This is a genomic window from Bradyrhizobium sp. Ec3.3 (assembly GCF_000472925.1).
Taxonomy (GTDB): Bacteria; Pseudomonadota; Alphaproteobacteria; order Rhizobiales; family Xanthobacteraceae; genus Bradyrhizobium.
The window spans coordinates 181,587-207,324 of sequence record NZ_AXAS01000006.1 but is presented as its reverse complement, the minus strand read 5'-3'; the positions used below and the strand labels follow the sequence as shown (position 1 = coordinate 207,324).

Below are 25,738 nucleotides of genomic sequence, written 5' to 3'. Positions count from 1 at the left end.
AGCGGGCCGCGCAGGATAGTCTATTTCGACAATTCTTTCAGACCCAAACGGATGAGCTGCGCGGTTTCCGCATTCTCGCCGGCATTGCGTGACGCCGCGGCGATGGCGGCCGCCGCCTGCGGCTGGCCGTAGCCGAGATTGACCAGCGCGGAGATCGCGTCCGCGACGGGCCGCGGGGCACGCTGGTCGTCGACGGCGCCGGCGAGATGAACGACGTGCGGATCGACATTGGCAAAGGCCGGCGCCTTGTCCTTCAACTCGGTGACGATGCGCTCGGCCACCTTGGGACCTACGCCCGGCGTGCGCGACACCGCGGCCTTGTCGCGCAGCGCGATCGCGTTCGCGAGGTCGAAAGGCTGCAGCGTGCCGAGCACCGCGAGCGCAACCTTGGCGCCGACCCCCTGCACGGTCTGGAGCAGGCGAAACCATTCGCGCTCCTGGTCGGTGCGGAAGCCGAACAGTTTTATCTGGTCCTCGCGGACATAGGTCTCGATCGACAGCACGGCCGCTTCGCCGGGCGAGGGCAGATGCTGCAGCGTGCGGGTCGAGCAATGCACCTGATAGCCGACGCCGCCGACGTCGAGGATGACGAAATCCTCGCCGTAGGAATCGATCAGGCCCTTGAGCTTGCCGATCATATCCCCACCACCTTCAGCCGCAGGGCGGCACTTTGGCGGTGATGGGCGTGGGTGATGGCGATGGCGAGCGCGTCGGCGGCGTCCGCCGACGGCGGCTCGGCTTTGGGCAGCAGGATCTTCAGCATCACCGCGATCTGGTTCTTGTCGGCGTGACCGGCGCCGACCACGGTCTTCTTGACCTGGTTGGGCGCGTATTCGGCCACCGTGATGCCGAACATCGCGGGCGCCAGCATGGCGACGCCGCGGGCCTGGCCGAGTTTGAGCGTCGCAACGCCGTCCTTGTTGACGAAGGTCTGCTCGACGGCGGCTTCCATCGGCTTGTGGTGGGAGAGCACAGACGCGAGCCCCTCATGGATCGCGAGCAACCGGCTCGACAGCGCCAAGCCCTCAGGCGGTTCCACCGAGCCGCAGGCGACATAGACGAGGCGATTGCCGTCGGCCTCGATCACGCCCCAGCCGGTGCGGCGCAGGCCGGGGTCGATGCCAATGATGCGGACGGGATGGCGAATCGGGAGCGCGGTCATGGGCCAGTGATAGCGGCTGGCCGGAGGGAGGGAAACAGAAACGGAACGCAAGTCCCCGGGGAAGTATGGTCTCGTGCCCCGGGCGCAGCGCAGCACGCAGTGATGCGCTGCTGAACCGGGGCCCATCTCTGCATCGGCAGACTGGGAAGCGTGGGTCCCGGCTCTGCGTCGCACCGCTTCGCAGTGCGCCGCGTCCGGGACACGAGAGCCGCTTTATCCGCCCATCTTCGCCATCAGCGCGTCGGAAATCTCGAAATTGGCATAGACGTTCTGGACGTCGTCGTGCTCGTTGAGCAGGTCCATCAGCTTGAGAAGCTTCTCGCCGGTCTCGTCGTCGACGACCACCGTGTTCTGCGGCTTCCAGATCAGCGCGGCCTTGCGCGGCTCGCCGAACTTCGCTTCGAGCGCCTTGGCCACATCGCGGTAGCTTTCGGTCGAGGCGTAGATCTCATGGCCGTTCTCGCCCGAGATGACGTCGTCTGCACCGGCCTCGATCGCGGCATCGAGCACCGCGTCGTCGGAAGCGACGCTGCGGTCATATTCGATGATGCCGGTGCGGTCGAACATAAAGGAGACCGAGCCGGTTTCGCCGAGATTTCCGCCGGATTTTGTGAAGAAAGAGCGGATATCGGAAGCGGCGCGGTTGCGGTTGTCGGTCAGCGCCTCGACGATGACGGCGACGCCGCCGGGGCCATAGCCCTCGTAGCGGATCTCGTCATAGTTCTCGCCCTCATTGCCGAGCGCCTTCTTGATGGCGCGCTCGATATTGTCCTTCGGCATGTTCTCCTGGCGCGCCGCGATCACGGCCGCGCGCAGGCGCGGATTCATGTTGGGGTCGGGCGTGCCGAGCTTGGCCGCGACGGTGATTTCGCGGGCCAGCTTGCCGAAGAGCTTCGACTTCTGCGCATCCTGCCGCCCCTTGCGGTGCATGATGTTCTTGAATTGGGAATGTCCGGCCATGCGTGGTCTCTGAGGAATCGTCAGCCAAGGTAAGGGGATGGAGCGCGGGCCTTATAGGCCGCGAGCCCCCCGGAATGAAAGAGCATACTTGAAGGTAATATTGTAGGGCCGCTGCCGCGCCATCAGGCACCTGTTAACCCTGACTTCATCTCGGGATGTGAAAATATCCACGTCCCGTCCCCCGACAAGAGCGACCTGATGGCCTTCGGACTACTTCGGAAGCGTCTGCCGGAACAGGCTGCGGCTACGCCGCAGGTGGCCCAAGCCGTCGCCGAGCCCGCTGCTGCGCCGGAAGGCGATTCAGCCAAGGAAATTCTTGAGCTTCTGGAACTCGAGCTCGGCGCGATGATCCGCCAGCTCGAGCGCGCCGCCGAATCGGTCGCCGGCGGGGCGGAAGCAACCGCCAACACGCTCGCGACCATCCGCGAGCGCACCGATGCCCTCACGGGGCGCAGCAGCGCCGCGCAATCGACCGCGACCACCTTTGCCAGCGCGGCCGAGAAATTCACCCAGTCCGCGCAGGGCATCGGCGCCCAGGTCCGCGAGGCCGGCAAGCTTGCGGATGCTGCGAGCGCCGCCGCGCAAGAAGCCCGCGCCAATGTTGACCGCTTGCGCGAATCCTCCGCGGCGATCGGCAACGTCGTCAATTTGATCGCGCAGATCGCGCGCCAGACCACGCTGCTCGCGCTGAACTCGACCATCGAGGCAGCGCGCGCCGGCGCGGCCGGAAAAGGCTTTGCCGTCGTTGCCACCGAGGTGAAGGCGCTCGCGGTGCAGACCCAGAGCGCGACCGAGGAGATCACCAGGAAGATCGAGGCACTGCAAAAGGACGCGGCAGGCTCGGCGGAAGCCGTGCACCGCATCTCACAGGCGATCGAGGCGATCCGCCCGGTGTTCGACACCGTCAATGGCGCGGTCGCCGAGCAGACCGCGACCACCAGCGAGGTCTCCGGCAACGCGGCAACCGCATCGAAGTTCATCGTATCCGTCGGCGACAGCGCCGCCGAGATCGATGCCGCCACCAAGGCGGCGGAAGCCCATGGCGAAAGCGTCTCCAGCGCCGGCAAGGCTGTCACGATGTTCGCGCAGAAGCTGAAATCGCGCTGCGCCGTGCTGCTCAGGCAGAGCGACGCCGACGACCGCCGCAAGACCGAGCGCCTGCCCTGCCATCTCAAGCTCGAGATCAAGGGCCGCCGCGAGACGATACCGGTCTACGAGATTGCGATGGACGGCGTCCTGATCGGCGGCGCGGATGCCGCGAGGCTTTCGGTGCACGAGACCATCGACGGCGTGCTCCAGGATATTGGCGCCTGCCGCCTGCGCGTCGCCGAGCAGTCCAAGGCCGGCGCGCGGACGCAGTTCCAGGCGTCGAACGCCGAGCTGCGCGAAAAAATCGAGGACAAGCTCTGGTCGATCCACGAAGAGAACACGGAATTCGTGACCCGCGCGATGGAAGCGGGCGCCGCGCTGACGAGGATCTTCGAGCAGGCGGTCGCGCGCGGCGAGGTCAGGCTCGACGATCTCTTCGACACCGATTACGCGGAAATCGCCGGTACCAATCCGCAGCAGTACCGCACGAGATATCTCGACTGGGCCGACCGCGCCCTCCCCTCCTTCCAGGAAGCATTCCTGACGAAGGATCAGCGTATGGCGTTCTGCGCCATGGTCGACCGCAACGGCTTCCTGCCGGTGCACAACAAGATCTATTCGCATCCGCAACGCCCGGGCGATGTCGCCTGGAACACAGCGAATAGTCGCAACCGGCGCATCTTCAACGACCCGGCGGGCCTCGCTGCGGCGCGCAATCTGCGCTCTTACCTGGTGCAGAGCTACGCGCGCGACATGGGCAACGGCAACACGGTGATGATGCGCGAGATCGACGTACCGATCCGCGTGCAGGGCCGGCACTGGGGCGGGTTCCGGACGGCCTACAAGCTCTAAAGCATGATCTGGAAAAGTGTGAAGCGGTTTTCCGAAAAGATCATGCACAAACAACAACCTAAAGCGCGATGACGGTTCATCCAAATCTCATCGCGCTTTAGTGCACGCTCAGGCAAGACGGCAAAGCGCGAATCAGCATTAAAACGAATCACGCTTTGAAATGGGAATGGGAATGCCGTTTGTGAGTCGATAGTCGACTCCGGCTGGAGGAAGTTCGAATATGTCCGTCGTGCAGCGTGCAGTCATGGACACGTCATCCAACCGGACGCTGGCCGAACGCCTCATAGACCAGCTCGCCGATCGCATCGGCGGCCTCGGGGTTGAGCTCGCCGACATCGCCGGCAACGTCCAGGAGGTCGCCAATCGCGTTGCCAGCCAGTCGGAGCGGTTCCACCATCTGCAGAAGACGGCAGAGACGATGGTCTCGGCCAATCGCGAGATCGCCAATGCGTCGCAGGCGGTGCAATCGACGACATCCACCGCGGTCGGCGAGATCGCGCAGTCGCGCGACGTGGTCGAGACCGCGGTTGGCCACATCTCCGAGCTTGTCGCAGCCGTCGCTCGCATCGAGGCGCGGCTCGCCGCGGTCGGCTCGGCACTGAGCCAGGTCGCCAAGGTCTCCGGCTCGATCGAGGCGATTGCGAAGCAGACCAACCTGCTCGCGCTCAACGCCACGATCGAGGCGGCGCGCGCCGGCAGCGCCGGCCGCGGCTTCGCCGTCGTGGCGAGCGAGGTGAAGAGCCTTGCGGAAGCGACCCGGCAGGCCACGCAACAGATCGCGGATACCGTGCGCGATCTCGACGGCCAGATCGGCAGCCTGATCGGCGAAAGCGGCGATGCCTCGCTGCGCGCGAAGAACGCCGGCGACGGCGCGCAGCAGATCTCCCGCATCATCACGCGCGTGCAGCAGGGCTTTGCCTCCGTGGGCGCGGAGATCGACAGCGTCGCGCGCGCCGCGACCTCCAATCTCGGCCATTGCGACACCGTGATCTCGGAGCTCAGCGAGCTCGCCAAGGGCGTCGACCTCTCCTCGCGCGATCTCAGGAATGCCGACGAGCGGGTGGCAAAGCTGCTCGACACCTCCGAGGGCCTGATCGCGCTGATCGCCGACAGCGGCGTGGAGACGTCGGACGCGCCGCTGATCAGCGTCGTCGTCGACACCGCCAGGCGCATCTCAGCCGAGTTCGATGCGGCGATCGACCGCGGCGAGATCACGCTCAATCAGCTCATGGACGAGACATATCGCGAGATTCCCGGCACCGATCCCAAGCAATTTCTCACCAGCTACGTCGACTTTACCGACCGCGTTCTGCCGGCGATCCAGGACCCGATCCAGAAGTCGGACCCGCGCATCGTGTTCTGCGTCGCCTGGGCGAAGGGCGGCTATCTGCCGACCCACAATCCGAACTATCGCCTGCCGCAGGGCAAGGACCCCGTCTGGAACAACGCCAATTGCCGCAACCGCCGCCTGTTCAACGACCGCGCGGTGAGGAAGGTCGCGGCGAACACAAAGCCGTTCCTGCTGCAGACCTACCGCCGCGACATGGGCGGCGGCCAATTCGTGCTGATGAAGGATCTGTCCTCGCCGATCATCGTGAAGGGCAAGCACTGGGGCGCCTTCCGGATGGGATTCCGGCAGGAGTGAAGCCGCGCGCTGCTGTCCCTTCTCCCCTTGCGGGAGAAGGTGGCGCGAAGCGCCGGATGAGGGGTTGCTTCCGCAAGGTACACTGCGAGAGAGTGACTCGCGGATAGACCTCCTCACCCGGCTTCGATGCTTCGCATCGAAGCCACCCTCTCCCGCAAGGGGAGAGGGTGCAGCGTCAGTGCCGCGCTAGATTTCTAACTCAACCAGAACCTCGGCGTCGCCGGCTCGAGCCGACCACCTGCGCGCACCGGCGCAATCTTCAGCGCGAGCCCTGTTGCATCATCCGTCTCCACCGCGACCCCGCTCAGCGTCGCCGTGCCCATCGCCGGCTCGAAACGGCCGGAGGGGATGCCGGAGGTGAAACGGCGCAGCGGCTCTTCCTTTTGCATGCCGATGATCGAATCGTAGTCGCCGGTCATGCCGGCATCGGTCATGTAGGCGGTGCCGCCGGGGAGGATCTGGTGATCGGCGGTCGGCACATGCGTATGCGTACCGACGACGAGGCTGGCGCGGCCGTCGCAGAAGAAGCCGATGCCCTGCTTCTCGCTGGTCGCCTCGCAATGGAAATCGACCACGATCGCATCCGCCGCCTCGCGCAGGGGACAGGCGCCGAGCTCGCGCTCGATCGCCGCGAAGGGATCGTCGAACGGCGTCATGAAGACGCGGCCCAGCGCGTTGACGACGAGCGCATGACGGCCGTTCTTCGTCTCGACCAGAGCGGCGCCGCGACCCGGCGTGCCGCGCGGATAGTTCGCCGGCCGCACCAGGCGCTCGGCGCGCTCGATGAACACCAGCGCCTCGCGCTGGTCCCAGGAATGGTTGCCGAGCGTGACCGCATCGGCGCCGGCGTCGAGCAGCTCCTGATAGATCGCTTCCGTGATGCCGAATCCACCGGCGGAATTTTCACCGTTGACGACGACGAAATCGAGCGACCAGTCACGGACCATGTTGGGCAGGTGCTCGGCGATCGCCGCGCGGCCGGCCCGGCCGACGACGTCACCCACGAAGAGAATGCGCAACTTCAGAACTCCGGAAATCGAACACGTCGGTTTCCGTTAGCACATAATCCAGCGCGACGTCGTGCGATAGTGCGGGAACAGCATCGATCTCCTGCGCCGCAAAGGCGAGCCCGATGCCGACGACATGCTTGGTCTTGCGCAAATGCGCGAAGGTGAAATCGTAATGTCCCGCGCCATAGCCGATGCGGTGGCCGAGACGGTCGAACGCGGCAAGCGGCGTCAGCATGATGTCGGGGATGACCTCGGCCGCCGCCGGCGACGGCTCGGGAATGCCGAGCGGGCCGAGCATCAGCCGGTCGCTCGGATGCCAGATGCGGAAGATCAATGACTTGCCGCGCGTCGTGACGCAAGGCAGCGCCAGCCGCGCGCCTTCGGCCGCGAGCTTCTGCATCAGGGGCACCGGATCGATCTCGCTGCGGATCGGCGAATAGCCGGAGACGATGCTGCCGGGTACGATCTCGAACGGCAGGCCGCGCTTGCCGAGCTTTGCGGCGGCAGCAGTGCGCTTCTTTTCGCTGAGCGCATCGCGCTTGGCGAGAGCCTTGGCACGGAGTTCGGCTTTTGAGTTGGTCATCAGCGTTTTCCCTGAGGCAGAACCTTGTTCTGCCGTCATCGCCCGCGAAGGCGGGCGATCCAGTATTCCAGAGACGCCAGAGCATGAACCTCGACAGCGCGGCGTACTGGATGCCCCGCTTTCGCGGGGCATGACACCGAGACTAAATTCAACCGCAAGTGTGTCGGGGACGCAAATTAGACAGGCACAAACCAGGCAAACAAAAGCGCGAAGCCGCAAACGCCGTTGAAGCACTCGATCCCGGAGTTCCCTACGAAAGTAGGTGGGCACCATATGTCCGAGCCCACGGGCCCGGCCAGGGACAGTTCCCTAAAGGATCGATAAGGCCCCGGGGATATATGGCTCCTGACGCGCGTCGCAGCTTCGCTTGACGCAATCTAGCAACGACGCTGACGAATCGCCAGCCCGCTCCTTCGTCAACCGATCGCAATCCCGTTGCCGACGGTCCGGTTCAGGACCTGGGTCGATTTCTCGATGCGCTCGGCTGCGGCGTTCAGCGCATTGACCACCGCGGTCTGCGTCATCCGGGCGCGCTCGGCGGCGGCATTGCGGAAATCCCGCAGCTCGTTCACCTCGGCTTCCAGCGTCCGGATGCGGTTGCCGGCATCGACCAGCTCGTCGCATGCGGTGAGTGCCGCCATCACGGTGAGCCGCGCGTCACCAATCTCGCCGAATTTTCCGCGCAGGTTCTGGATCCGCGACTCCAGGCCTTCGGCGAGCTTCAACAGCCGCACCTCCTGCCCTTCCTCGCAGGCCATGCGATATTGCCGGCCGTTGATGGTGACGTTGATGTGGCTCATCCGTCCTCTCCGGTATCGAGCACCGAACGTATCGTGACGATCGCGGAATCCAGCCGATCGGAAATTTCGCGATTGGTGCGCTCGAGCTTGCGCGCCTTCATCAGCGCACCGTCGAGCTCGTCGGCGAGTCGCGAGCGGTCCGTGCCCAGCGCCTGGATGCGCGTCGCGAGCTCGTTCTCGTCGCGATCGGCATCGCGCCGTCGTTCGACCGCGCTCTCCAGCGCGTCGAGCGCCGACGTGAGTCTCCGGGTCGCGATCTCGATCTCGACGGCGGCGGACTCCGTCATGGCGGAACTGTTGGCAGCGCGATCGCTCATGCAGTCAGCGGCGGACCCTTGTGTTGGCCTTTTCACCAGGACTTGCCGCTCGGCAAAAGACTCGGTTCGGCAAGCGCTTAGAAGCAGAAATTTACGTGGCAGGGAAGCGAAGCGCAACGCCGCGGCAAAACTATGCACCGATAGATCGGGATCGGGCGTCCCGCCCCGACAGGTTCCTGTCGCGCGCGACCACCGTTGGGGCTTTTCCCGATCGCGCTTGGAGCAACTTTTCGCCCGGGGATGACGTTCGATTGCCTTGGACTCCCGGAACCGAGATGCTATCCAGCCCCCGACCTTCCAGCGGCCGAAAGGCTCCTTCCCGCGCGGGCGTACACCGCCACCAAGCGCCTCATTTCAGACGGATTTCAGACATGACGCAGGTCGATCCCACCCGTATGGCCAATGCGATCCGCGGGCTCTCGATGGACGCGGTCGAGAGGGCTAAGTCCGGCCATCCCGGCCTGCCGATGGGAGCCGCCGACATCGCGACCGTCCTGTTCACGCAGTTCCTGAAATTCGACGCCCAGGCACCCGCCTGGCCCGACCGCGACCGCTTCGTGCTGTCGGCCGGCCACGGCTCGATGCTGCTCTATTCGCTGCTGTTCCTGACCGGCAATCCGGACATGACGGTGGACCAGCTCAGACACTTCCGCCAGCTGGGATCGCTGACCCCCGGCCACCCCGAGAACTTTCACACCAAGGGCATCGAGACCACCACCGGCCCGCTCGGCCAGGGCATTTCCACCGCAGTCGGCATGGCGCTCGCCGAGAAAATGCTCGCGGCGGAGTTCGGCAAGAAGATCGTCGATCACCACACCTACGTGCTCGCCTCCGACGGCGACCTGATGGAAGGCGTGTCGCAGGAAGCCATCGCCATGGCCGGACACTGGAAGCTCAATAAGCTGATCGTGCTCTATGACGACAACGGCATCTCGATCGACGGCCCGACCTCGATCGCAGACTCGGTCGACCAGGTGAAGCGCTTCAAGTCGGCGGGCTGGGCCGCCGAGAAGATCGACGGCCAGGACCAGGCCGCAATCACCGCCGCTATCACGCGCGCAAAAAAATCCAACAAGCCAACGCTGATCGCCTGCCGCACCACCATCGGCTATGGCGCGCCGCATAAGGCCGGTACCGCGAAGGTGCATGGCGAGGCGCTTGGCGCCGACGAGCTGAAGGCCGCCAAGGAAAATCTTGGCATCTCGCTCGAGCCGTTCTCGGTGCCCGACGACGTGCTCAAGGCCTGGCGCGCGGCTGGCAGCCGTGGCGCGGCCGCACGGCAGGAGTGGGAAGCGCGGATTGGTGAGCTCGGCAGCCGCAAGCGCGCCGAGTTCGAGCGCCGCCTGCGCCATGAGCGCCCCGCCTCACTCGCGAAGGCGCTGAAGGCGCACAAGAAGAGCCTTCTGGAAAATCCACTCAACGTCGCGACGCGCAAATCCTCGGAAGCCGCGATCGAGGCGATCGCCGCCGCGATGCCGATGGAATTTTTGGCGGGTTCGGCCGACCTCACCGGCTCCAACAACAACAAGGCGAAGTCGGCGATCGCCTTCTCCGCCAAGACACCGAAGGGCCGCTTCATCCATTACGGCATTCGCGAGCACGGCATGTGCGCCGCGATGAACGGCATCTTCCTGCACGGCGGCTTCGCGCCGAACGGCGCGACCTTCCTGGTGTTCACGGATTACGCGCGGCCTGCGATGCGGATTGCCGCGTTGATGGGCGCGGGCGTCGTCTACGTCATGACCCACGATTCCATCGGGCTTGGCGAAGACGGCCCGACCCATCAGCCGGTCGAGCATCTCGCCGCGCTGCGCGCGATTCCGAACATGCGCGTGTTGCGCCCCTGCGACTCCATCGAGGTCGCCGAGTGCTGGGAGCTGGCGCTGAACCGTATCGACGGTCCGACGGTGCTCGCACTGACGCGCCAGAACCTGCCGCAGCTCCGCAGCTCCGCGAACGAGAACCCCTGCCAGTACGGCGCCTACGAGCTGGTCGCCGCCCAAGGCGAGGCCAAGGCGACGCTGTTCGCCTCGGGCTCCGAGGTCGAGATCGCGGTCGCCGCCCAAAAGCAGCTCGCCGAGCGCGGCATCCCGACGCGGGTGGTCTCGGTGCCCTCGCTCGAGCTCTTGTTAGCGCAACCAGAGGCGAAGCGTGCCGCCATCATCGGCAACGCGCCGGTCAAGGTCGCGATCGAGGCCGCGGTCCGCTGGGGCTGGGATGCCGTGATCGGCCAGGATGGCGAATTTATCGGCATGCATTCCTTCGGCGCGAGCGCGCCTGCCAAGGACCTTTTCAAGCACTTTGGAATTACCGCCGAGGCTGCAGTTAACGCTGTCCTGAAGCGCATTTCCTGAGAGTTGAGCTTGCCGGAAAAAAGGACTACCAAGCTCCCCATATGATCAAGTACCGCCCGGCCGAACCGGGCGTCCGCCCTAAAAACCCTCGCAGGCGCGCTAGCTAGCGTTCCGCGGGATGACAACGGTCATTGAAGGAGACGAAAGATGGCAGTCCGCGTTGCAATTAACGGTTTTGGCCGCATCGGCCGCAACATCCTGCGCGCCATCGCGGAGTCCGGCCGCAAGGACGTCGAGGTGGTCGCCATCAATGATCTCGGACCGGTCGAGACCAACGCGCATCTGCTCCGCTTCGACTCCGTGCACGGCCGCTTCCCGGGAACCGTGACCGTCGACGGCGATACGATCAATCTCGGCAACGGCAAGATCAAGGTGACCGCCGAGCGCGATCCTTCGAAGCTGCCCTGGAAAGATCTCGGCGTCGACATCGCGATGGAGTGCACCGGCATCTTCACCTCGAAGGACAAGGCCGCCTTGCATCTGACCGCCGGCGCCAAGCGCGTGCTGGTCTCCGCACCCGCCGACGGCGCCGACGCAACCATCGTCTACGGTGTCAACCACGACACGCTGACGAAGAATCATCTGGTCGTCTCGAACGGCTCCTGCACCACCAACTGCCTGGCCCCGATCGCCAAGGTGCTGAACGACCTTGTCGGCATCGAGACGGGCTTCATGACGACGATCCACGCCTACACCGGCGACCAGCCGACGCTGGACACGCTGCACAAGGATCTCTACCGCGGCCGCGCCGCGGCGATGTCGATGATCCCGACCTCGACGGGCGCTGCGAAGGCGATCGGCCTCGTGCTGCCGGAGCTGAAGGGCAAGCTCGACGGCGTCGCGATCCGCGTGCCGACCCCGAACGTCTCGGTCGTCGACCTCAAGATCGTCGCCAAGCGCGCCACCGACGCCAAGGAAGTCAACGCGGCGATGAAGCGCGCCTCCGAGCAGCAGCTCAAGGGCATCCTCGGCTACACCACGGCACCGAACGTCTCGATCGACTTCAACCACGACCCGCACTCCTCCACGTTCCACGAGGACCAGACCAAGGTGCAGAACGGCACGCTGGTGCGCGTGATGTCCTGGTACGACAACGAGTGGGGTTTCTCGAACCGCATGGCGGACACCGCCGTTGCGATGAGCAAGGTGATCTAAGGGAGCGCGATGCTTCCTGCCTGGATCGGAATTCCTGGCGTCATCCTGCTGTTCGCATTGATCGCGTACGGCATGCGCCAGGGAAGCAAGGTAACGACCAGGCAGGAAGGCAATCCACCTGAGCGCGATGCGCCGTAACGTCGCCAGTTAACGAGTGATCAGAAACATGGCCAGATTTCGCACCCTCGACGACGTCGACGTGAAGGGCAAGCGCGTGCTGCTGCGCGTCGATCTCAACGTGCCCATGGACAACGGGCGCGTCACCGACGCAACGCGGCTCGAGCGCGTCGCGCCGACCATCACCGAAATCGCCGACAAGGGCGGCAAGGTCATCCTGCTCGCGCATTTCGGCCGGCCGAAGGGACGCGACCCCAAGGACTCGCTCAAGCCGGTGGCCGAAGCGCTGTCGAAGGTCGTGAAGAAGCCGGTTGCATTTGCCGACGATTGCATCGGCGAGCCCGCGGCCAAGGCCGTGGCGGCGCTGAACGACGGCGACATCCTGTGCCTGGAAAATACCCGCTTCCACAAAGAGGAAGAGAAGAACGATCCCACCTTCGTCGCGGAATTGGCAAAGCTCGGCGACATCTGGGTCAATGACGCCTTCTCCGCCGCGCACCGCGCCCACGCCTCGACCGAGGGCCTCGGCCACAAGCTGCCGGCCTATGCCGGCCGCACCATGCAGGCCGAGTTGGATGCGCTGGAAAAGGCGCTGGAAGCGCCGACCAAGCCCGTCATCGCGATCATCGGCGGCGCCAAGGTCTCGACCAAGATCGACCTCCTGGAAAACCTCGTCAGCAAGGTCGATGCGCTCGTGATCGGCGGCGGCATGGCCAATACCTTCCTGCACGCCCAGGGCGTTGCGGTCGGCAAGTCGCTGGCCGAAAAGGATCTCGCCGCAACGGCGGTGCGCATCATGGAGAAGGCCGAGGCCGCGAACTGCGCGATCATCCTCCCGGTCGACGCCACCGTCGCCTATCATTTCGCCGCCAATGCGCCCTCGCATGCCTACGGGCTCGATGCGATCCCGGCTGATGGCATGATCCTCGACGTCGGCCCGCAATCGGTTGTGCGCATCCATGCCGCGATCGACGATGCGGCAACGCTGGTCTGGAACGGCCCGCTTGGAGCCTTCGAGCTTCAGCCGTTCGACCGCGGCACCGTGGCGGCCGCCAAGCACGCCGCCGAACGCACCAAAACCAAGAAGCTGATCTCGATCGCAGGCGGTGGCGACACCGTCGCGGCGCTCAACCAGGCTGGTGTCGGCTCCGATTTCACCTATGTCTCGACCGCCGGTGGCGCATTTCTTGAATGGATGGAAGGCAAGCCCCTGCCCGGCGTCGAGGTTTTGCGCACAAAGTAAGTTAGTTGGCCGGAAGGCCGAAACGGGAGAAAAACAGAGATGGCTCGGATCACGTTGCGTCAATTGCTCGACCATGCGGCGGAGAACGATTACGGCGTACCGGCCTTCAACATCAACAACATGGAGCAGGCGCTGGCGATCATGGACGCGGCCAACCAGGTCGATGCGCCCGTCATCATCCAGGCCTCGCGCGGCGCGCGCTCCTACGCCAATGACGTCATGCTCAAGCACATGATGGACGCGGTCACCGAGATCTATCCGCACATCCCGGTCTGCGTGCATCTCGACCACGGCAACGAGCCCGCAACCTGCATGACCGCGATCCAGGCCGGCTTCACCTCCGTCATGATGGACGGCTCGCTGAAGGCCGACGGCAAGACCCCGGGCGACTGGGGCTACAATGTCGGCGTCACCAAGACCGTAACGGACATGGCCCATCTCGGCGGCATCTCGGTGGAAGGCGAACTCGGCGTGCTCGGCTCGCTCGAGACCGGCATGGGCGACAAGGAAGACGGCCACGGCGCCGAGGGCAAGCTGTCGCACGACCAGCTCCTGACCAATCCGGATGAGGCAGTGAAGTTCGTCAAGGAGACCCAGGTCGACGCGCTCGCGATCGCGATGGGCACCTCGCACGGCGCCTACAAGTTCACCCGCAAGCCGGATGGCGACATCCTCGCCATGAACGTGATCGAGGAGATCCACCGCAAGCTGCCGAACACGCATCTTGTGATGCACGGCTCCTCCTCGGTGCCGCAGGAGCTTCAGGAGATCATCAACGCCAACGGCGGCAAGATGAAGCCGACCTGGGGCGTGCCGGTCGCCGAGATCCAGCGCGGCATCAAGAACGGCGTGCGCAAGATCAACATCGACACCGACAACCGCATGGCGATGACCGGCCAGATCCGCAAGGTCCTGAAGGACAACCCGGAAGAGTTCGATCCGCGCAAGTATCTGAAGCCGGCCATGGAAGCCATGACCAAGCTGTGCAAGCAGCGGCTCCAGGAGTTCAACACCGCCGGCCAGGCCTCCAAGATCAAGCGCGTCCTGACCACCGCCGAAATGGCCAAGCGCTACGCCAAGGGCGAACTCAACCCGAAGATTGCGTGATCTATCCCTCCCTCTCCCCGCCCCTCGCGGGGAGAGGGTTGGGGTGAGGGGCCGCCTCAGCAAATGCGGTAACAGTCGAATTCGCGGAGAGTCCCGCTCACCCGCATCGCATCTTCGATGCGATGCGACCTCTCCCCGCAAGCGGGGCGAGGTAAGCGGTCGCCCAGACCGGTCAAAAACGCAGACCCTAACGATCTCCCCCCTTTACCCTGCGACCAACGTTAACTCGGCAATTGCCCGAGAACGGTCTATTTTCGCGGGCAAGGCAGAAACGTTTTGGGAGGACCTCTCGATGAATCTGACTGAGCTCAACAAGGTCGCACAGGCCATGGTTACGCCCGGCAAGGGCATCCTCGCCGCCGACGAATCCTCCGGCACCATCAAGAAACGTTTTGACGCAATCGGTGTCGAATCCACCGAAGACAACCGCCGCGACTACCGCGAGATGCTGTTTCGCTCCAAAGACGCCATGAGCCAGCACATCTCCGGCGTCATCCTCTATGACGAGACGATCTGGCAGAATGCCAAGGATGGCACCCCGCTGGTGAAGCTGATCGAAGCGAGCGGCGCCATTCCCGGCATCAAGGTCGATGAGGGCACGCAGGCACTGCCGATGTGCCCGGGCGAGCTCGTTACCGTCGGCCTGGACAAGCTCGCCGAGCGGCTGAAGAAATACTATGAGCGCGGCGCCCGCTTCGCCAAATGGCGCGCGGTGATCGACATCGGCAGCGGCATCCCCTCGATGACGGCCATCAGCGTCAACGCGCATGCGCTGGCGCGCTACGCGGCGCTGTGCCAGGCCACGCAGATCGTGCCGATCGTCGAGCCGGAGGTACTGATGGACGGCGACCACGACATCGACCGCTGCTATGACGTCACGCAGCGCGTGCTCAACAAGACGTTCCAGGAATTGCGCGTGCAGCGCGTCGCGCTCGAAGGCATGGTGCTGAAGCCCAACATGGCAGTCTCAGGCAAGAAGTGCCCCAAGCAGGCCCCCGTCGCGGAGGTCGCCGAGAAGACCGTGCGTCTGCTGAAGGCGTGCGTGCCGGCCGCAGTGCCCGGCATCGCATTCCTCTCCGGCGGCCAGTCCGACGAGGAGGCAACCGCGCATCTCGATGCCATGAACAGGCTTGGCCCGCTGCCGTGGCGGCTGACCTTCTCCTATGGCCGCGCGCTCCAGGCCGCGCCGCAGAAGGCCTGGTCGGGCAAGGCGGAAAACGTCGCGGCCGGTCAAAGCGCCTTCGCCCATCGCGCGCGGATGAACGCGCTCGCCAGCCGCGGCGAATGGGACAGCGGGCTCGAAAAGAAGGCGGCGTAGACTTGTCGAACAATTCCGCTTCCGCGCGCCCGGCGCCGCGGCTTTATCTCGCGACGCCGCTCGTCGACGACCCCGCTTCGCTTCTCGGCGAGCTGCCCGCTCTGCTCGCCGCCGCCGATGTCGCGGCCGTGCTGGTGCGACTGAAGGAAACAGACCAGCGCACGATGATCACGCGGGTGAAGGCGCTGGCGCCGGTCGTTCAGAAGGCCGGCGCTGCGTTGCTGCTCGACGGCCATGTCGAGCTGGTCGCGCGCGGCGGCGCCGATGGCGCGCATCTGATCGGCATCGCCGCGCTCGAAGAAGCCATGCCGTCGCTGAAGCCGAACCGCATCGCCGGCGTCGGCGGGCTCACGACCAGGCATGATTCCATGAGCGCAGGCGAGATGGGCGCGGATTACGTGCTGTTCGGCGAGCCCGACGCAAACGGCCAGCGCCCCTCGGTGCAAGCGATCGCGGAGCGGCTGGACTGGTGGGCAGAGCTGTTCGAGCCGCCCTGCGTCGGCTTTGCCACCTCATTGGCGGAAGCCTTCGAGTTCGCCGCTGCGGGCGCGGATTTCGTGCTGGTTGGCGATTTCATCTGGGCCGACCCGCGCGGGCCGAAGGCTGCGCTGGTCGACGCGGAAGCCGCGATCAAGAAGGCCTATGCGGAAGCGCCCGCAAGCCGGGAGCATGGCTAGCAGCCGATCATGAAGCCCCCGCTTTCCACATCGTTCCTGGCGCTGTTACTCCTCGCCACGCCTGCGGCCGCGCAGCTCTCGCTGACGCCGCCGGCGGCAACGCCGAGCCCTGCGCCCGAGAAACCCAAAGAAAATCCCAAGGAAAATCCAAAGGAAAAATCTGCGGCCAAGCCGCACGCGATCACCAAGAAGAAGGAGGCCGCGCCGGCGCCAAAACCCTCGGCCTCGCCGAGCCCGCCGCCGGCCGCGACCGTGATCCCGGCGCCGCCGACAGACAATTCCAATGCCGACCTCGTGTACGGCGCCTATCAGCGCGGCCAGTACAAGACCGCCTTCGACCTTGCTACCGCGCGAGCGCAAGCCGGCGATCCCAAGGCGATGACCATGCTGGGCCAGCTCTATTCCAACGCCCTCGGCATCAAGCGCGACTATGTCAAGGCCGCCGAATGGTACAAACGCGCGTCGGATGCCGGCGACCGGGAGGCGATGTTCGAACTCGCGATGATGCGCGTGGCCGGCCGCGGCGGCTCGATCGACAAGGGCGACGCGGTAAAACTGCTCGCCTCAGCCGCCAAGCTCGGCGAGCCAAAGGCCGCCTACAATCTCGCGCTGCTCTATCTCGACGGGCAGACGCTGCCGCAGGACGTCAGGCGCTCGGCCGAGCTGCTGCGCCAGGCCGCAGATGCAGGGCTACCCGAGGCGCAATACGCGCTCGCGACCTTCTACAAGGAAGGCACCGGCGTGCCGAAGGACATCGACCGGGCGGTGCGGCTGCTTCAGGCCGCCTCGCTCGCCGACAATGTCGATGCCGAGGTCGAATATGCCATCGCGCTATTCAACGGCACCGGCACGCCGAGGAACAAGCCAGCCGCTGTGGCGCTACTGCGCAAGGCGGCCCGCCAGGGTAGCCCAATCGCACAGAGCCGACTGGCTTGGGTGCTGATTTATGGTGACGGTACGCCGGTAGACAAGATCGAGGGTTTCAAATGGCATCTTATCGCCCGAACCGCCGGCAAGGGCGAACCCGATCTCGACAAGCAATTGAGCGATCTGGCCCCCGAGGACCGGGCCAAGGCCGAGGCCGCCGCCAAGAAATGGCTCGGGACCAAATGACTTGACGCCAGCCCGGCCGCAGGGCACCCAGTCCCCAAATCGAGCGGCTAGAGCATGATCCGGAAAAGTGCGTAGCGGTTTTCCGAAAAGATCATGCTCAAACAACAACCTGAAGCGCGATGACGGTTTATCCCAATCTCATCGCGCTTGAGGGCCGAATTCCCGCAAATCAAGACTGATCTCATGCTGTATTCCGCAACTATCAACGTCATGGTCAAAGCCGCGCGCCGCGCCGGACGCAGCCTCAAGCGCGATCTCGGCGAGATCGAGCACTTGCAGGTCTCGCTGAAGGGCCCTGCGAATTTCGTCTCGCTCGCCGACAGGCGCGCCGAAGAGATCCTCTACCAGGACCTCGCCAAGGCCCGCCCCGGCTACGGCTTCATCGGCGAGGAAGGCGGCACGCGTGAAGGCACCGACAAGAGCCACACCTGGATCGTCGATCCCCTCGACGGCACCACCAACTTCCTGCACGGCATTCCGCAATTCGCGATCTCGATCGCGCTGGCGCGCGAAGGTACCGTGATCGCAGGCGTGATCTACAACCCCGCCAATGACGAGCTCTACATCGCCGAGCGCGGCAAGGGCGCCTTCCTCAACGACCAGCGCCTGCGGGTGGCCGGCCGCCGCCAGCTCAACGAATGCGTCATCGCATGCGGCCTGCCGCATATCGGCCGCGGCGACCACGAATCCTTCCGCCGCGAGATGACCGCGATCCAGGACCGCGTGGCGGGCCTGCGCCGTTTCGGCGCCGCCTCCCTCGACCTCGCCTTCGTCGCCGCCGGCCGCCTCGACGGCTACTGGGAGCGCAATTTGCAATCCTGGGACATCGCTGCCGGCCAGATCATGGTCCGCGAAGCGGGTGGCACCGTCAGCGACATCGAAACCCCGGGCGACGCACTGGTGACCGGCCACGTCGTGTGCGGCAACGAGTTCGTGCACGGCGAGTTGGTGAAGATCTTGCGGAAGTCGGCGTAATAAGCCGCCACGTTCTCCGCTGGATCACCCGCGAAAGCGGGTGATCCAGTATTCCAGAGACGTTCGTTGGATACGGACGGAAGCGGCGGACTCGATGCCCTACCTGCGGGGAATTATATATTCGAGAAGTAAAGCCCGGCGACGGTGAGGGCAGCAAAGATTGCCCATGGAACGGCTTTGATCTCGCAAGACACCGCCGCGACATGCCGAAGACAGCGTACCGGGGAGCCAGTAGAGCATGATGAACAGCTTGGGCCGTATCCCGCCCCACCTGACATAGCCGGGTTGGTTATCGATCGGCTTTCGGAAATCACGCCAAACGTAGAGAGCGCCCGTAAGTATTTAAGCGATCGCCATGACGGCCACGATTCTCATCGATCACTTGCCCCTTCACAAACCGCTGGCGCGGCAGCGCTGTGGCTCGATCTGCCGCGGCTAAGAATCATCATCGCCCGATTCCTCGTCGCGATATTCCCCGCCGAGAGTCAGGCCCTCGATCGTCGTAGCCCCTTTCGACTTGATGACCCGGCGAAGCGGGACAGAGCTCTCGCTTCGCAATGCCTCGATCAGCTGTTCCGAATGGGTGACGATCCAGATGTCGGCGCGGCGTGATGCCTTGGCGATCAGCCGGGCCAAGGGCGCCAGGAGCGAGGGATGCAAGCTAGTCTCGGGTTCGTTCAGCGCGATGAACGGCGGAAGCCGATAACCCATGAACACCGCGAGCAGACAAATGTATTTTCAGCGTCCCGTCGGATAGTTCATAAACGGCCGCGGCATATCCTCCAGCTGCAGATCAAACTCGCACAAGCCGCTCGCTTCCCAGGCGCGGAGCTCAGCGCCCGGGAATGCATCCTGGATGGCGTCCTGAAGGTCGATGGCGTCTTCCCTGATAGTATAGAGCGTCGCCAGGGCCGCAGCCAGATCGCTTCCATCGGCGCTGAGCGAGGGCGTCGTGATCGCCAGACAGGGCTTTCGTATCGGTGACGCCGGATCGGTACGAAAGTCGTGATAGAATCGCCAACCGAGGATTGCGTTTCTGATCACATCGCTTTCGGGGCATTCCTTGCCATCGGAAAAACCCGCAAGCGCCGTCTCGGACGGCAGCACCGCATCCTTGTGGCTGCTCCAGGCGCCGCTCTCGCCGCGCACGCTGACAAGCGCGTTCTTCCGCTCCATCAGCTGAACCGTTCGCTTGCCCTGTGTCGCCTCGATAGTTTCGGCCTTGATCATCGGCTCGCCGGAAAACGCTGCCTCGAGAGGGCCGGGAAATCCGATCTCGATGGAATATTTGAGACGGTCGAACCTGGCCGACAACCGTAGTCGCCCATCCTCGCCACGCTTGCGAATGCCGGACCAGCAGACTGAATTCAATCCACCTTCGTCGGCGATCGTGCGCGTGATCCGCCCGGTCGCCGCGTCGCGCAAAAGCGACAAGGACTTGTAGAGATTGGATTTGCCGACGCCATTCTCGCCCACGAAGACGGACAGGGGATGGATTGGTATCGAGAGCCGCCGAATGGAGCGATAGTTCGAGATCGCAATGTCGGTCGGACGCATCACATGCTCTCAATCGGCAGGCTGTACGTGCTTTCGCGGCGCGAATGCACATGTTCAATCCAGGGATGCACTCTGGATCGACGCTCCTGCGAAAGCAAGCCGAACGCCTGTTTGACGTCGCGCGACTTGGAGGCCGCAAGATCGCGGCCTCCCGTCTCAGGTCACACGGCGGCTGTTACCACGCCACCCATTTGCGGCCGCGCCAGTAACCGCGGCCCTCGTGCTCGCGGAACGCAAACTTTTCGCGCGGGCCCCAGTGCCATTTGTCCTCGTGAACGACGACCCCTGCTTCGTGAGGAAAGTCGTAGGCCTCATGCGTGTGCCAGCAGCTGTGGCCCTGGCACACGATTGCCGCCGATGCGGTGAAGGTCGACATCATCAGCACGCCGGTGCCGACAGCAGCAGCGGAAAGAAGCTTCTTCAACATTTTGACGATTTCTCCGTGGAACCCCTAACCCCGCGGGCAATCAGATTTGCCTACGTCGGGTTCCGTCAGAGAATGTGAAGCTTTGGTAAGGATTCGCGCGGAGCTATCGCTTAACCTCCGCCGGCGGCCCATACGCCTCGCTGTCCTTCGCGGCCTTCGGCTCCCTGTCTCCCGCCAGCACGCGCTGCACGGAGACGAAGAACACCGGCACCATCAGCAGCGCCAGGATCACCACCGCGATCATGCCGCCCATCACGACGGTGCCGAGCGATTGCTGGCTGGCGCCGCCGGCGCCGTGGGCGATCGCCATCGGCAGCACGCCGCAGATGAAGGCAAGGCCGGTCATCAGGATCGGGCGGAAGCGCAGGCGGCAGGCCTCGATGGTGGCTTCCACCAGTGGCTTGCCCTCTTTGCGCAAGTCCTTGGCGAACTCGATGATGAGGATCGCATCCTTCGCCGCAAGGCCGATGATGGTGATGAGGCCGACGGTAAAATAGACGTCGTTCGGAAGCCCGCGCAGCATCGCCGCGATCACGGCGCCGGTGACGCCGAGCGGCACGGTCAAGAGCACCGCGAGCGGAATGGTCCAGCTCTCATAGAGCGCGGCCAGACACAGGAACACCACGAACACCGAGAGCGCGAGCAGGAACGGCGCCTGCGAGCCCGACAGCTTCTCCTGCAGCGACTGCCCGGTCCATTCATAACCGAAGCCGCGCGGCAGTTTGCCGGCAAGCTTCTCCATCTCGGCGATCGCATCGCCCGAGGTGAAGCCGGGCTTTGCCTCGCCCGAGATGCGCACCGCCGGATAATAGTTGAAACCCGCGATCTGCGTCGGCCCGCGCGACCATTCGACCGTCGCGAAGGAGGAGAAAGGCACGAGCTGGCCGCGACTGTTCTTGACATTGTAGTTGAGGATGTCCTCGGTCTTCATGCGGTCGCGCGCGTCGGCCTGCACCACGACGCGCTGCATGCGGCCGCGGTTCGGGAAGTCGTTGATGTAGTTCGAGCCGAGATTGGTCGAGATCGTGTTGTTGATGTCCTCGAAGGTGACGCCAAAGGCGCCGGCTTTTTCGCGGTCGATCACGAGATTGACCACGCCCGCCTCGGGCAGGCCCTCGATATAGACCTTTTGCAGCACGGGACTCGCATTGGCCTCCGCGATGAGCTGGTCGGCGGCGCGCATCAGGGCCGGATAGCCCTTCTGGCCGCGGTCCTGGAGGCGGAACGAAAAGCCCGAGGAGTTACCGAGATTATCGATCGGCGGCGGCTGGAGCGCCGAGATCTTTGCGTCACGGATCGAGGACAGGTCGCGGTTGATGTCGGAGACGATCGCGGCGGCAGACTCCTTCGGGCCGCGCTCCGACCAATCCTTCAGCGTGATGAAGGCCTGCGCGGTATTCATGCCCTGACCCGAGAAGCTGAAGCCGGTGAGGAAGGTGACGTCCTTCACGCCGGGGCGTTCGGCGAGATATTTCTCGACCTTCTCGATCACCGCCTCGGTGCGGGCATAGGACGAATCCGACGGCGCCTGCACGTCAGTGGTGACAAAGCCCTGGTCGTCGACGGGCAAGAAGCCGCCGGGCAGGTTGACGAAAGCCCAGGACAGGCCGACCAACAGTGCGGCATAGACCAGCATCAGCCGTCCCGTGCGCTTCAGCGAGAAGCCGACGGTGCGGGAATAGCCCTGCTTGCCGCCCTCGAGCATGCGGTTGAACCAGCCGAACACGCCCTTCTTCGCATGGCCATGGCCGGCCGCGACGGGTTTGAGCAGCGTGGCACACAGCGCCGGCGTCAGCGACAGCGCGAGGAAGGCCGAGAAGCCGATCGCGGCGACCATGGTGACGGAGAACTGGCGGTAGATGATGCCGACCGAGCCCGGGAAGAACGCCATCGGCACGAACACGGCCATCAGCACCAGCGTGATGCCGATGATGGCGCCCGTGATCTGCGACATCGCCTTGCGCGTCGCTTCCTTCGGCGGCAGGCCTTCTTCGGCCATGATGCGCTCGACGTTCTCGACCACGACGATGGCATCGTCGACGAGGATACCGACCGCGAGCACCATGCCGAACATCGAGAGCATGTTGATGGAGTAGCCGGCGAGCAGCAGCGTGGTGCAGGCGCCCAGCAGTGCCACCGGCACCACGATGGTCGGGATGATGGTGTAGCGGATGTTCTGCAGAAATAAGAACATCACCACGAATACCAGCACCACGGCCTCGACCAGCGTCGATAGCACCTTCTTGATCGAGGCCTCGACGACAGGCGTGATGTTGTAGGGAATCTCGTAACTGATGTTGGCCGGGAAGAAGCGCGACAGCTCCTTCATCTTGGCCTCGACCGCGCTCGCGGTCGCGAGCGCATTGCCGGTCGGCGACAGCAGCACCGAGAGGCCCGCGGTCGGCTTGCCGTTCAGGCGGGTGTTGAACTGGTAGCTGAGGCCACCGACCTCGACGCGCGCGACGTCACGCAGCCGCACGGTCGAACCATCGGGATTGGCGCGCAGGATAATGGCGCCGAACTCATCCGGGGAGGAGAGCTGGCCCTTGACCAGCACCAGCGCGGAGATGCGCTGGTCGGCCGTCGACGGCTCGGCGCCGATGCTGCCGGAGGCGACCTGCGCGTTCTGCGCGCTGATCGCCTTGTTGACGTCATCCGCCGTCAGCCCATAGCCGACGAGCTTTGCCGGATCGACCCAGACGCGAAGCGAGCGCTCGGTCGAATAGAGCGTGGCGCGGCCGACGCCGGGGATGCGGCGGATCTCGCCGAGCACGTTGCGGATCATGAAGTCGCCGAGCCCGACCTCATCCAGGCTGCCGTCGGTCGAGTTCAGCGTGATGATCTGCAGCACGGCGCTCGATGCTTCCTCGATCAGGATACCCTGCTGGATCACCGCGCGCGGCAGCCGCGCCTCGACACGCTTGATGCGGTTCTGCACCTCGACCGAGGCCGCGCCGGTGTCGGTGCCAGGAACGAAGTTGGCGATGATCTCGACCTGGCCGAGCGAGTCGCTGGTCGATTCGAAGTTGAGGATGCCGGAGGCGCCGTTGAGCTCCTCTTCGATCAGCCGCGTGACACTGTTGTAGAGGTTTTCCGGTGAGGCGCCGGGGTAGCTGGTCGAGATCGAGATCGAGGGCGGCGCGATGATCGGATATTGCGCGATCGGCAATAGCGGGATCGAGATTGCGCCGATCAAGCAGATGAACAACGCGACCACCCAGGCGAAGATCGGCCTGTCGATGAAGAAGCTCGGCATGGCGCGTTACCGCAAGGCCCTGGCGTGCTGGGCATCCGCCGTCGCATCGGCCTCGGCCCAGGACTGCGGCTTGACCTTGTCGCCGGCGGCGAATTTCTGGAAGCCTTCGACCACGACCTTGTCGCCGGCCCTCAATCCGTCGGTGACGAACCAGATGCCGTCCTGCACCGAGCCGGTGCGCACCGGCTGCACCGCGATGCGGTTGTCGTCCTTGACGACGAACACCTCGCTGCCGCCACCGCCATTGCGCTGGATCGCCTGCTGCGGCACGGCAATCGCATCGGCATCGATGCCCTGGTCGATGCGGACGCGGACATACATGCCCGGCAGCAATTCGCGCTTGGGATTGCGGAACTCACCGCGCAGCGTCACCTGGCCGGTATGGGCGTCGACCTTGGCGTCGGAGAACAAGAGCTTGCCGTCGAGCGAATAGAGCGTGTTGTCGTCGAGCACGAGGCGGACTTTCGCGGCATCGGCCGCGATGCGGTCGAGATCGCCGTTCTCGAAGGCGCGGCGAAGCTGGTTCAGCTCGGTGACCGACTGGGTGAAGTCGGCATAGATCGGATCGAGCTGCTGGACCGTGGCGAGATTGGTCTCGTTCTGCACCACGAGCGCGCCTTCGCTGACGATCGCCGCACCAACGACGCCGTCGATCGGCGCGCGCACGGTGGCGTAATCGAGGTTGAGTTTGGCGCGCGCGAGCTCCGCTTTGCGGCCCTCGACCTCGGCCTGGGCCTGGCGCTCGGCGGCGATCGCCTTCTCGTTCTCGGCTTCGGGGGCGGCACGCTGGCTGGTGAGCGTGGCGATGCGGCGCGCCTGCTGCTGCGCCTGCATCAACGCGGCCTCGGCCTTGGCGAGCCCTGCCTCGTTCGCCATCACCTCGACCTCGAACGGCCGCGGATCGATGCGATAGAGCGCTTCTCCCGCCTTCACCTCGCTGCCCTGGCGGAACAGACGCTCGACGACGATACCGGAGACGCGCGGCCGCACTTCGGCGACGCGCGTCGGCGCGATGCGGCCGGGCAACTCGCGCACCACGGCGCGCGATTGCGGCTTGACGACGACGATGCTGACATCGGGTTCGGAAGGTTGGACGGCGGAGACCGCGGAGCTGGATTCATCACAGCCCGCAAGCAGCGGCGCAAGGGCCGCGAGCATCGTTGCAACGCATGCCGATCGCGCTCGAAGTCCTGACATGAAGTGGGGTGCCCCGGTGTTGTTGAACAAAGCAACACGCACGGAACAATATCGAAGCGATTCCGCGCGGCTGATCCGGTCAAGATAGAATGCGCGTGCTGCGACGCAACGCATGCTACGGGCGGCTCAATGTCACACGCGCTAGGGCACTGAGTTCGTGGCCGTTTTCAGACCTCACTGGCTTGTGAGTCAGGCTCCAGGTCCCACAACTGCGACAGAACATCGCAAGCGAACGTCACGAGCCCGGGCATGTGCGCACAGAGATGTAGATGATCTCGGCTTCTGACGGCTAAGCGGAAAATTCCGCAATCAATTAGAAACTTTCCGCTTGTGAGCCTGAACGGACGCGGCAGGTGCAAAAAACTTGGACGCAATGCGGTCCGACGCGGTCGCCCTAACTCCTGCCGTACTGGTCTTGATCGTAGGCCTGCAGGATGCGAACAAAATCGGCCATGCTGGATCGATCCTGATTTTCGGCCATAGCCGCAACCCGAGTATTGGACGCGGGCTGGCTCCCTTGCCAAAACCACATCAGGAAGTCGGCGATGTTTTTCATGGCGCACTCTCCGCAGCCAATTGTGGCAGTAGACACTCAACTGGAGTGGCAACGCGCGGCTCGATCAAGGGAAAGGCCGGCGGGCGCTACGCCGCAGACCTTGTCCTGCAACTGCCTGCTCGCGGGCCGGTTCCGTTGCTTGTCGCTCTGCATTCGTTAGGTAGCACCGAGCACCTGGGCGAGGCCATTGCGCGCAGGTATGAAGTGACCGTACGGAGGTACGCTCGGGCTAATGCATCGGTATAGCTCGACGAGACGTCGGTTTAGT

General features: G+C 64.5%; 21 protein-coding genes, 1 other RNA gene and 1 pseudogene. 10 read left to right on the top strand and 13 right to left on the bottom strand.

What is annotated here, in order from left to right; translation table 11 throughout:
* Positions 1-20: 20 nt before the first annotated feature.
* The 3 genes from ruvA to YUU_RS0107535 form a co-directional block, all read right to left on the bottom strand.
* A complete protein-coding gene (gene ruvA, locus YUU_RS0107545) occupies positions 21-638 on the bottom strand; it encodes a Holliday junction branch migration protein RuvA (protein WP_027521850.1) in 618 nt (205 codons plus the stop codon).
* Positions 635-1,162 carry a crossover junction endodeoxyribonuclease RuvC gene (gene ruvC, locus YUU_RS0107540; protein ID WP_027521849.1) on the bottom strand — a complete coding sequence of 176 codons (528 nt, stop codon included), beginning with the start codon at positions 1,160-1,162 and terminating at the stop codon, positions 635-637. The genes ruvA and ruvC overlap by 4 nt, the downstream gene beginning before the upstream one ends.
* Positions 1,163-1,375: 213 nt before the next feature.
* Positions 1,376-2,122 carry a YebC/PmpR family DNA-binding transcriptional regulator gene (locus YUU_RS0107535; protein ID WP_027521848.1) on the bottom strand — a complete coding sequence of 249 codons (747 nt, stop codon included), beginning with the start codon at positions 2,120-2,122 and terminating at the stop codon, positions 1,376-1,378.
* Positions 2,123-2,320: 198 nt separating this feature from the next.
* On the opposite strand from YUU_RS0107535, the gene YUU_RS0107530 reads away from it, so the two are divergent.
* Together YUU_RS0107530 and YUU_RS0107525 are read left to right on the top strand one after the other, a co-directional pair.
* The gene (locus tag YUU_RS0107530) at positions 2,321-4,063 is read left to right on the top strand and encodes a methyl-accepting chemotaxis protein (protein WP_027521847.1); all 1,743 of its coding nucleotides are present in this window, start codon (positions 2,321-2,323) and stop codon (positions 4,061-4,063) included.
* Between the two features lie 220 nt (positions 4,064-4,283).
* Positions 4,284-5,708 (top strand): methyl-accepting chemotaxis protein, encoded by a 1,425-nt coding sequence (locus tag YUU_RS0107525; RefSeq protein ID WP_027521846.1) that lies wholly within the window; start codon positions 4,284-4,286, stop codon positions 5,706-5,708.
* A gap of 194 nt (positions 5,709-5,902) precedes the next feature.
* Here YUU_RS0107525 and YUU_RS0107520 read toward each other — a convergent pair whose 3' ends face one another.
* The 5 genes from YUU_RS0107520 to YUU_RS0107505 all read right to left on the bottom strand — a co-directional run bounded on the left by YUU_RS0107520 (position 5,903) and on the right by YUU_RS0107505 (position 8,418).
* Positions 5,903-6,727, bottom strand: a complete 825-nt coding sequence (locus tag YUU_RS0107520; RefSeq protein WP_027521845.1) for a TIGR00282 family metallophosphoesterase — start codon at positions 6,725-6,727, stop codon at positions 5,903-5,905.
* Positions 6,705-7,301 carry a 5-formyltetrahydrofolate cyclo-ligase gene (locus tag YUU_RS0107515; RefSeq protein ID WP_027521844.1) on the bottom strand — a complete coding sequence of 199 codons (597 nt, stop codon included), beginning with the start codon at positions 7,299-7,301 and terminating at the stop codon, positions 6,705-6,707. Before YUU_RS0107515 ends, YUU_RS0107520 begins: the two co-directional genes overlap by 23 nt.
* 206 nt (positions 7,302-7,507) lie before the next feature.
* A non-coding RNA gene (gene ssrS / locus YUU_RS55765) (6S RNA) lies at positions 7,508-7,668 on the bottom strand.
* Between the two features lie 49 nt (positions 7,669-7,717).
* Complete coding sequence (locus YUU_RS0107510) at positions 7,718-8,101, bottom strand: cell division protein ZapA (protein WP_027521843.1); 384 nt, start codon at positions 8,099-8,101, stop codon at positions 7,718-7,720.
* A complete protein-coding gene (locus tag YUU_RS0107505; protein WP_027521842.1) occupies positions 8,098-8,418 on the bottom strand; it encodes a DUF4164 domain-containing protein in 321 nt (106 codons plus the stop codon). The genes YUU_RS0107510 and YUU_RS0107505 overlap by 4 nt, the downstream gene beginning before the upstream one ends.
* 371 nt (positions 8,419-8,789) lie before the next feature.
* On the opposite strand from YUU_RS0107505, the gene tkt reads away from it, so the two are divergent.
* The 8 genes from tkt (at position 8,790) to YUU_RS0107460 (ending at position 18,477) form a co-directional block, all read left to right on the top strand.
* Entirely contained in the window at positions 8,790-10,772 is a 1,983-nt protein-coding gene (tkt, locus tag YUU_RS0107500; RefSeq protein ID WP_027521841.1) for a transketolase, read from the top strand.
* 147 nt (positions 10,773-10,919) lie between these two features.
* Positions 10,920-11,927, top strand: coding sequence for a type I glyceraldehyde-3-phosphate dehydrogenase (gene gap, locus YUU_RS0107495; RefSeq protein ID WP_027521840.1), 1,008 nt, complete (start codon positions 10,920-10,922; stop codon positions 11,925-11,927).
* 166 nt (positions 11,928-12,093) lie between these two features.
* Positions 12,094-13,287 carry a phosphoglycerate kinase gene (gene pgk / locus YUU_RS0107485; protein WP_027521839.1) on the top strand — a complete coding sequence of 398 codons (1,194 nt, stop codon included), beginning with the start codon at positions 12,094-12,096 and terminating at the stop codon, positions 13,285-13,287.
* Between the two features lie 39 nt (positions 13,288-13,326).
* Complete coding sequence (gene fba, locus YUU_RS0107480) at positions 13,327-14,394, top strand: class II fructose-bisphosphate aldolase (protein WP_027521838.1); 1,068 nt, start codon at positions 13,327-13,329, stop codon at positions 14,392-14,394.
* A 292-nt stretch (positions 14,395-14,686) separates the two neighbouring features.
* Positions 14,687-15,712 (top strand): class I fructose-bisphosphate aldolase, encoded by a 1,026-nt coding sequence (locus YUU_RS0107475; protein ID WP_027521837.1) that lies wholly within the window; start codon positions 14,687-14,689, stop codon positions 15,710-15,712.
* 2 nt (positions 15,713-15,714) lie between these two features.
* The gene (locus tag YUU_RS0107470; protein WP_027521836.1) at positions 15,715-16,389 is read left to right on the top strand and encodes a thiamine phosphate synthase; all 675 of its coding nucleotides are present in this window, start codon (positions 15,715-15,717) and stop codon (positions 16,387-16,389) included.
* A gap of 9 nt (positions 16,390-16,398) precedes the next feature.
* Positions 16,399-17,502, top strand: a complete 1,104-nt coding sequence (locus YUU_RS0107465) for a tetratricopeptide repeat protein (RefSeq protein WP_027521835.1) — start codon at positions 16,399-16,401, stop codon at positions 17,500-17,502.
* A 183-nt stretch (positions 17,503-17,685) separates the two neighbouring features.
* On the top strand, positions 17,686-18,477 hold the full coding sequence (locus tag YUU_RS0107460; RefSeq protein ID WP_027521834.1) for an inositol monophosphatase family protein: 792 nt from the start codon (positions 17,686-17,688) through the stop codon (positions 18,475-18,477).
* A 435-nt stretch (positions 18,478-18,912) separates the two neighbouring features.
* Here the strand turns inward: YUU_RS0107460 and YUU_RS50210 are convergent.
* The 5 genes and pseudogenes from YUU_RS50210 to YUU_RS60105 all read right to left on the bottom strand — a co-directional run bounded on the left by YUU_RS50210 (position 18,913) and on the right by YUU_RS60105 (position 25,470).
* Positions 18,913-20,034 (bottom strand): annotated as a pseudogene (locus YUU_RS50210) (AAA family ATPase).
* Positions 20,035-20,209: 175 nt separating this feature from the next.
* Complete coding sequence (locus YUU_RS0107445; RefSeq protein WP_027521833.1) at positions 20,210-20,461, bottom strand: hypothetical protein; 252 nt, start codon at positions 20,459-20,461, stop codon at positions 20,210-20,212.
* A 103-nt stretch (positions 20,462-20,564) separates the two neighbouring features.
* A complete protein-coding gene (locus YUU_RS0107440; RefSeq protein ID WP_027521832.1) occupies positions 20,565-23,717 on the bottom strand; it encodes a multidrug efflux RND transporter permease subunit in 3,153 nt (1,050 codons plus the stop codon).
* A 6-nt stretch (positions 23,718-23,723) separates the two neighbouring features.
* Entirely contained in the window at positions 23,724-24,914 is a 1,191-nt protein-coding gene (locus YUU_RS0107435; protein ID WP_051389643.1) for an efflux RND transporter periplasmic adaptor subunit, read from the bottom strand.
* Positions 24,915-25,308: 394 nt separating this feature from the next.
* Complete coding sequence (locus YUU_RS60105) at positions 25,309-25,470, bottom strand: hypothetical protein (protein ID WP_198031711.1); 162 nt, start codon at positions 25,468-25,470, stop codon at positions 25,309-25,311.
* Positions 25,471-25,738: the final 268 nt, after the last annotated feature.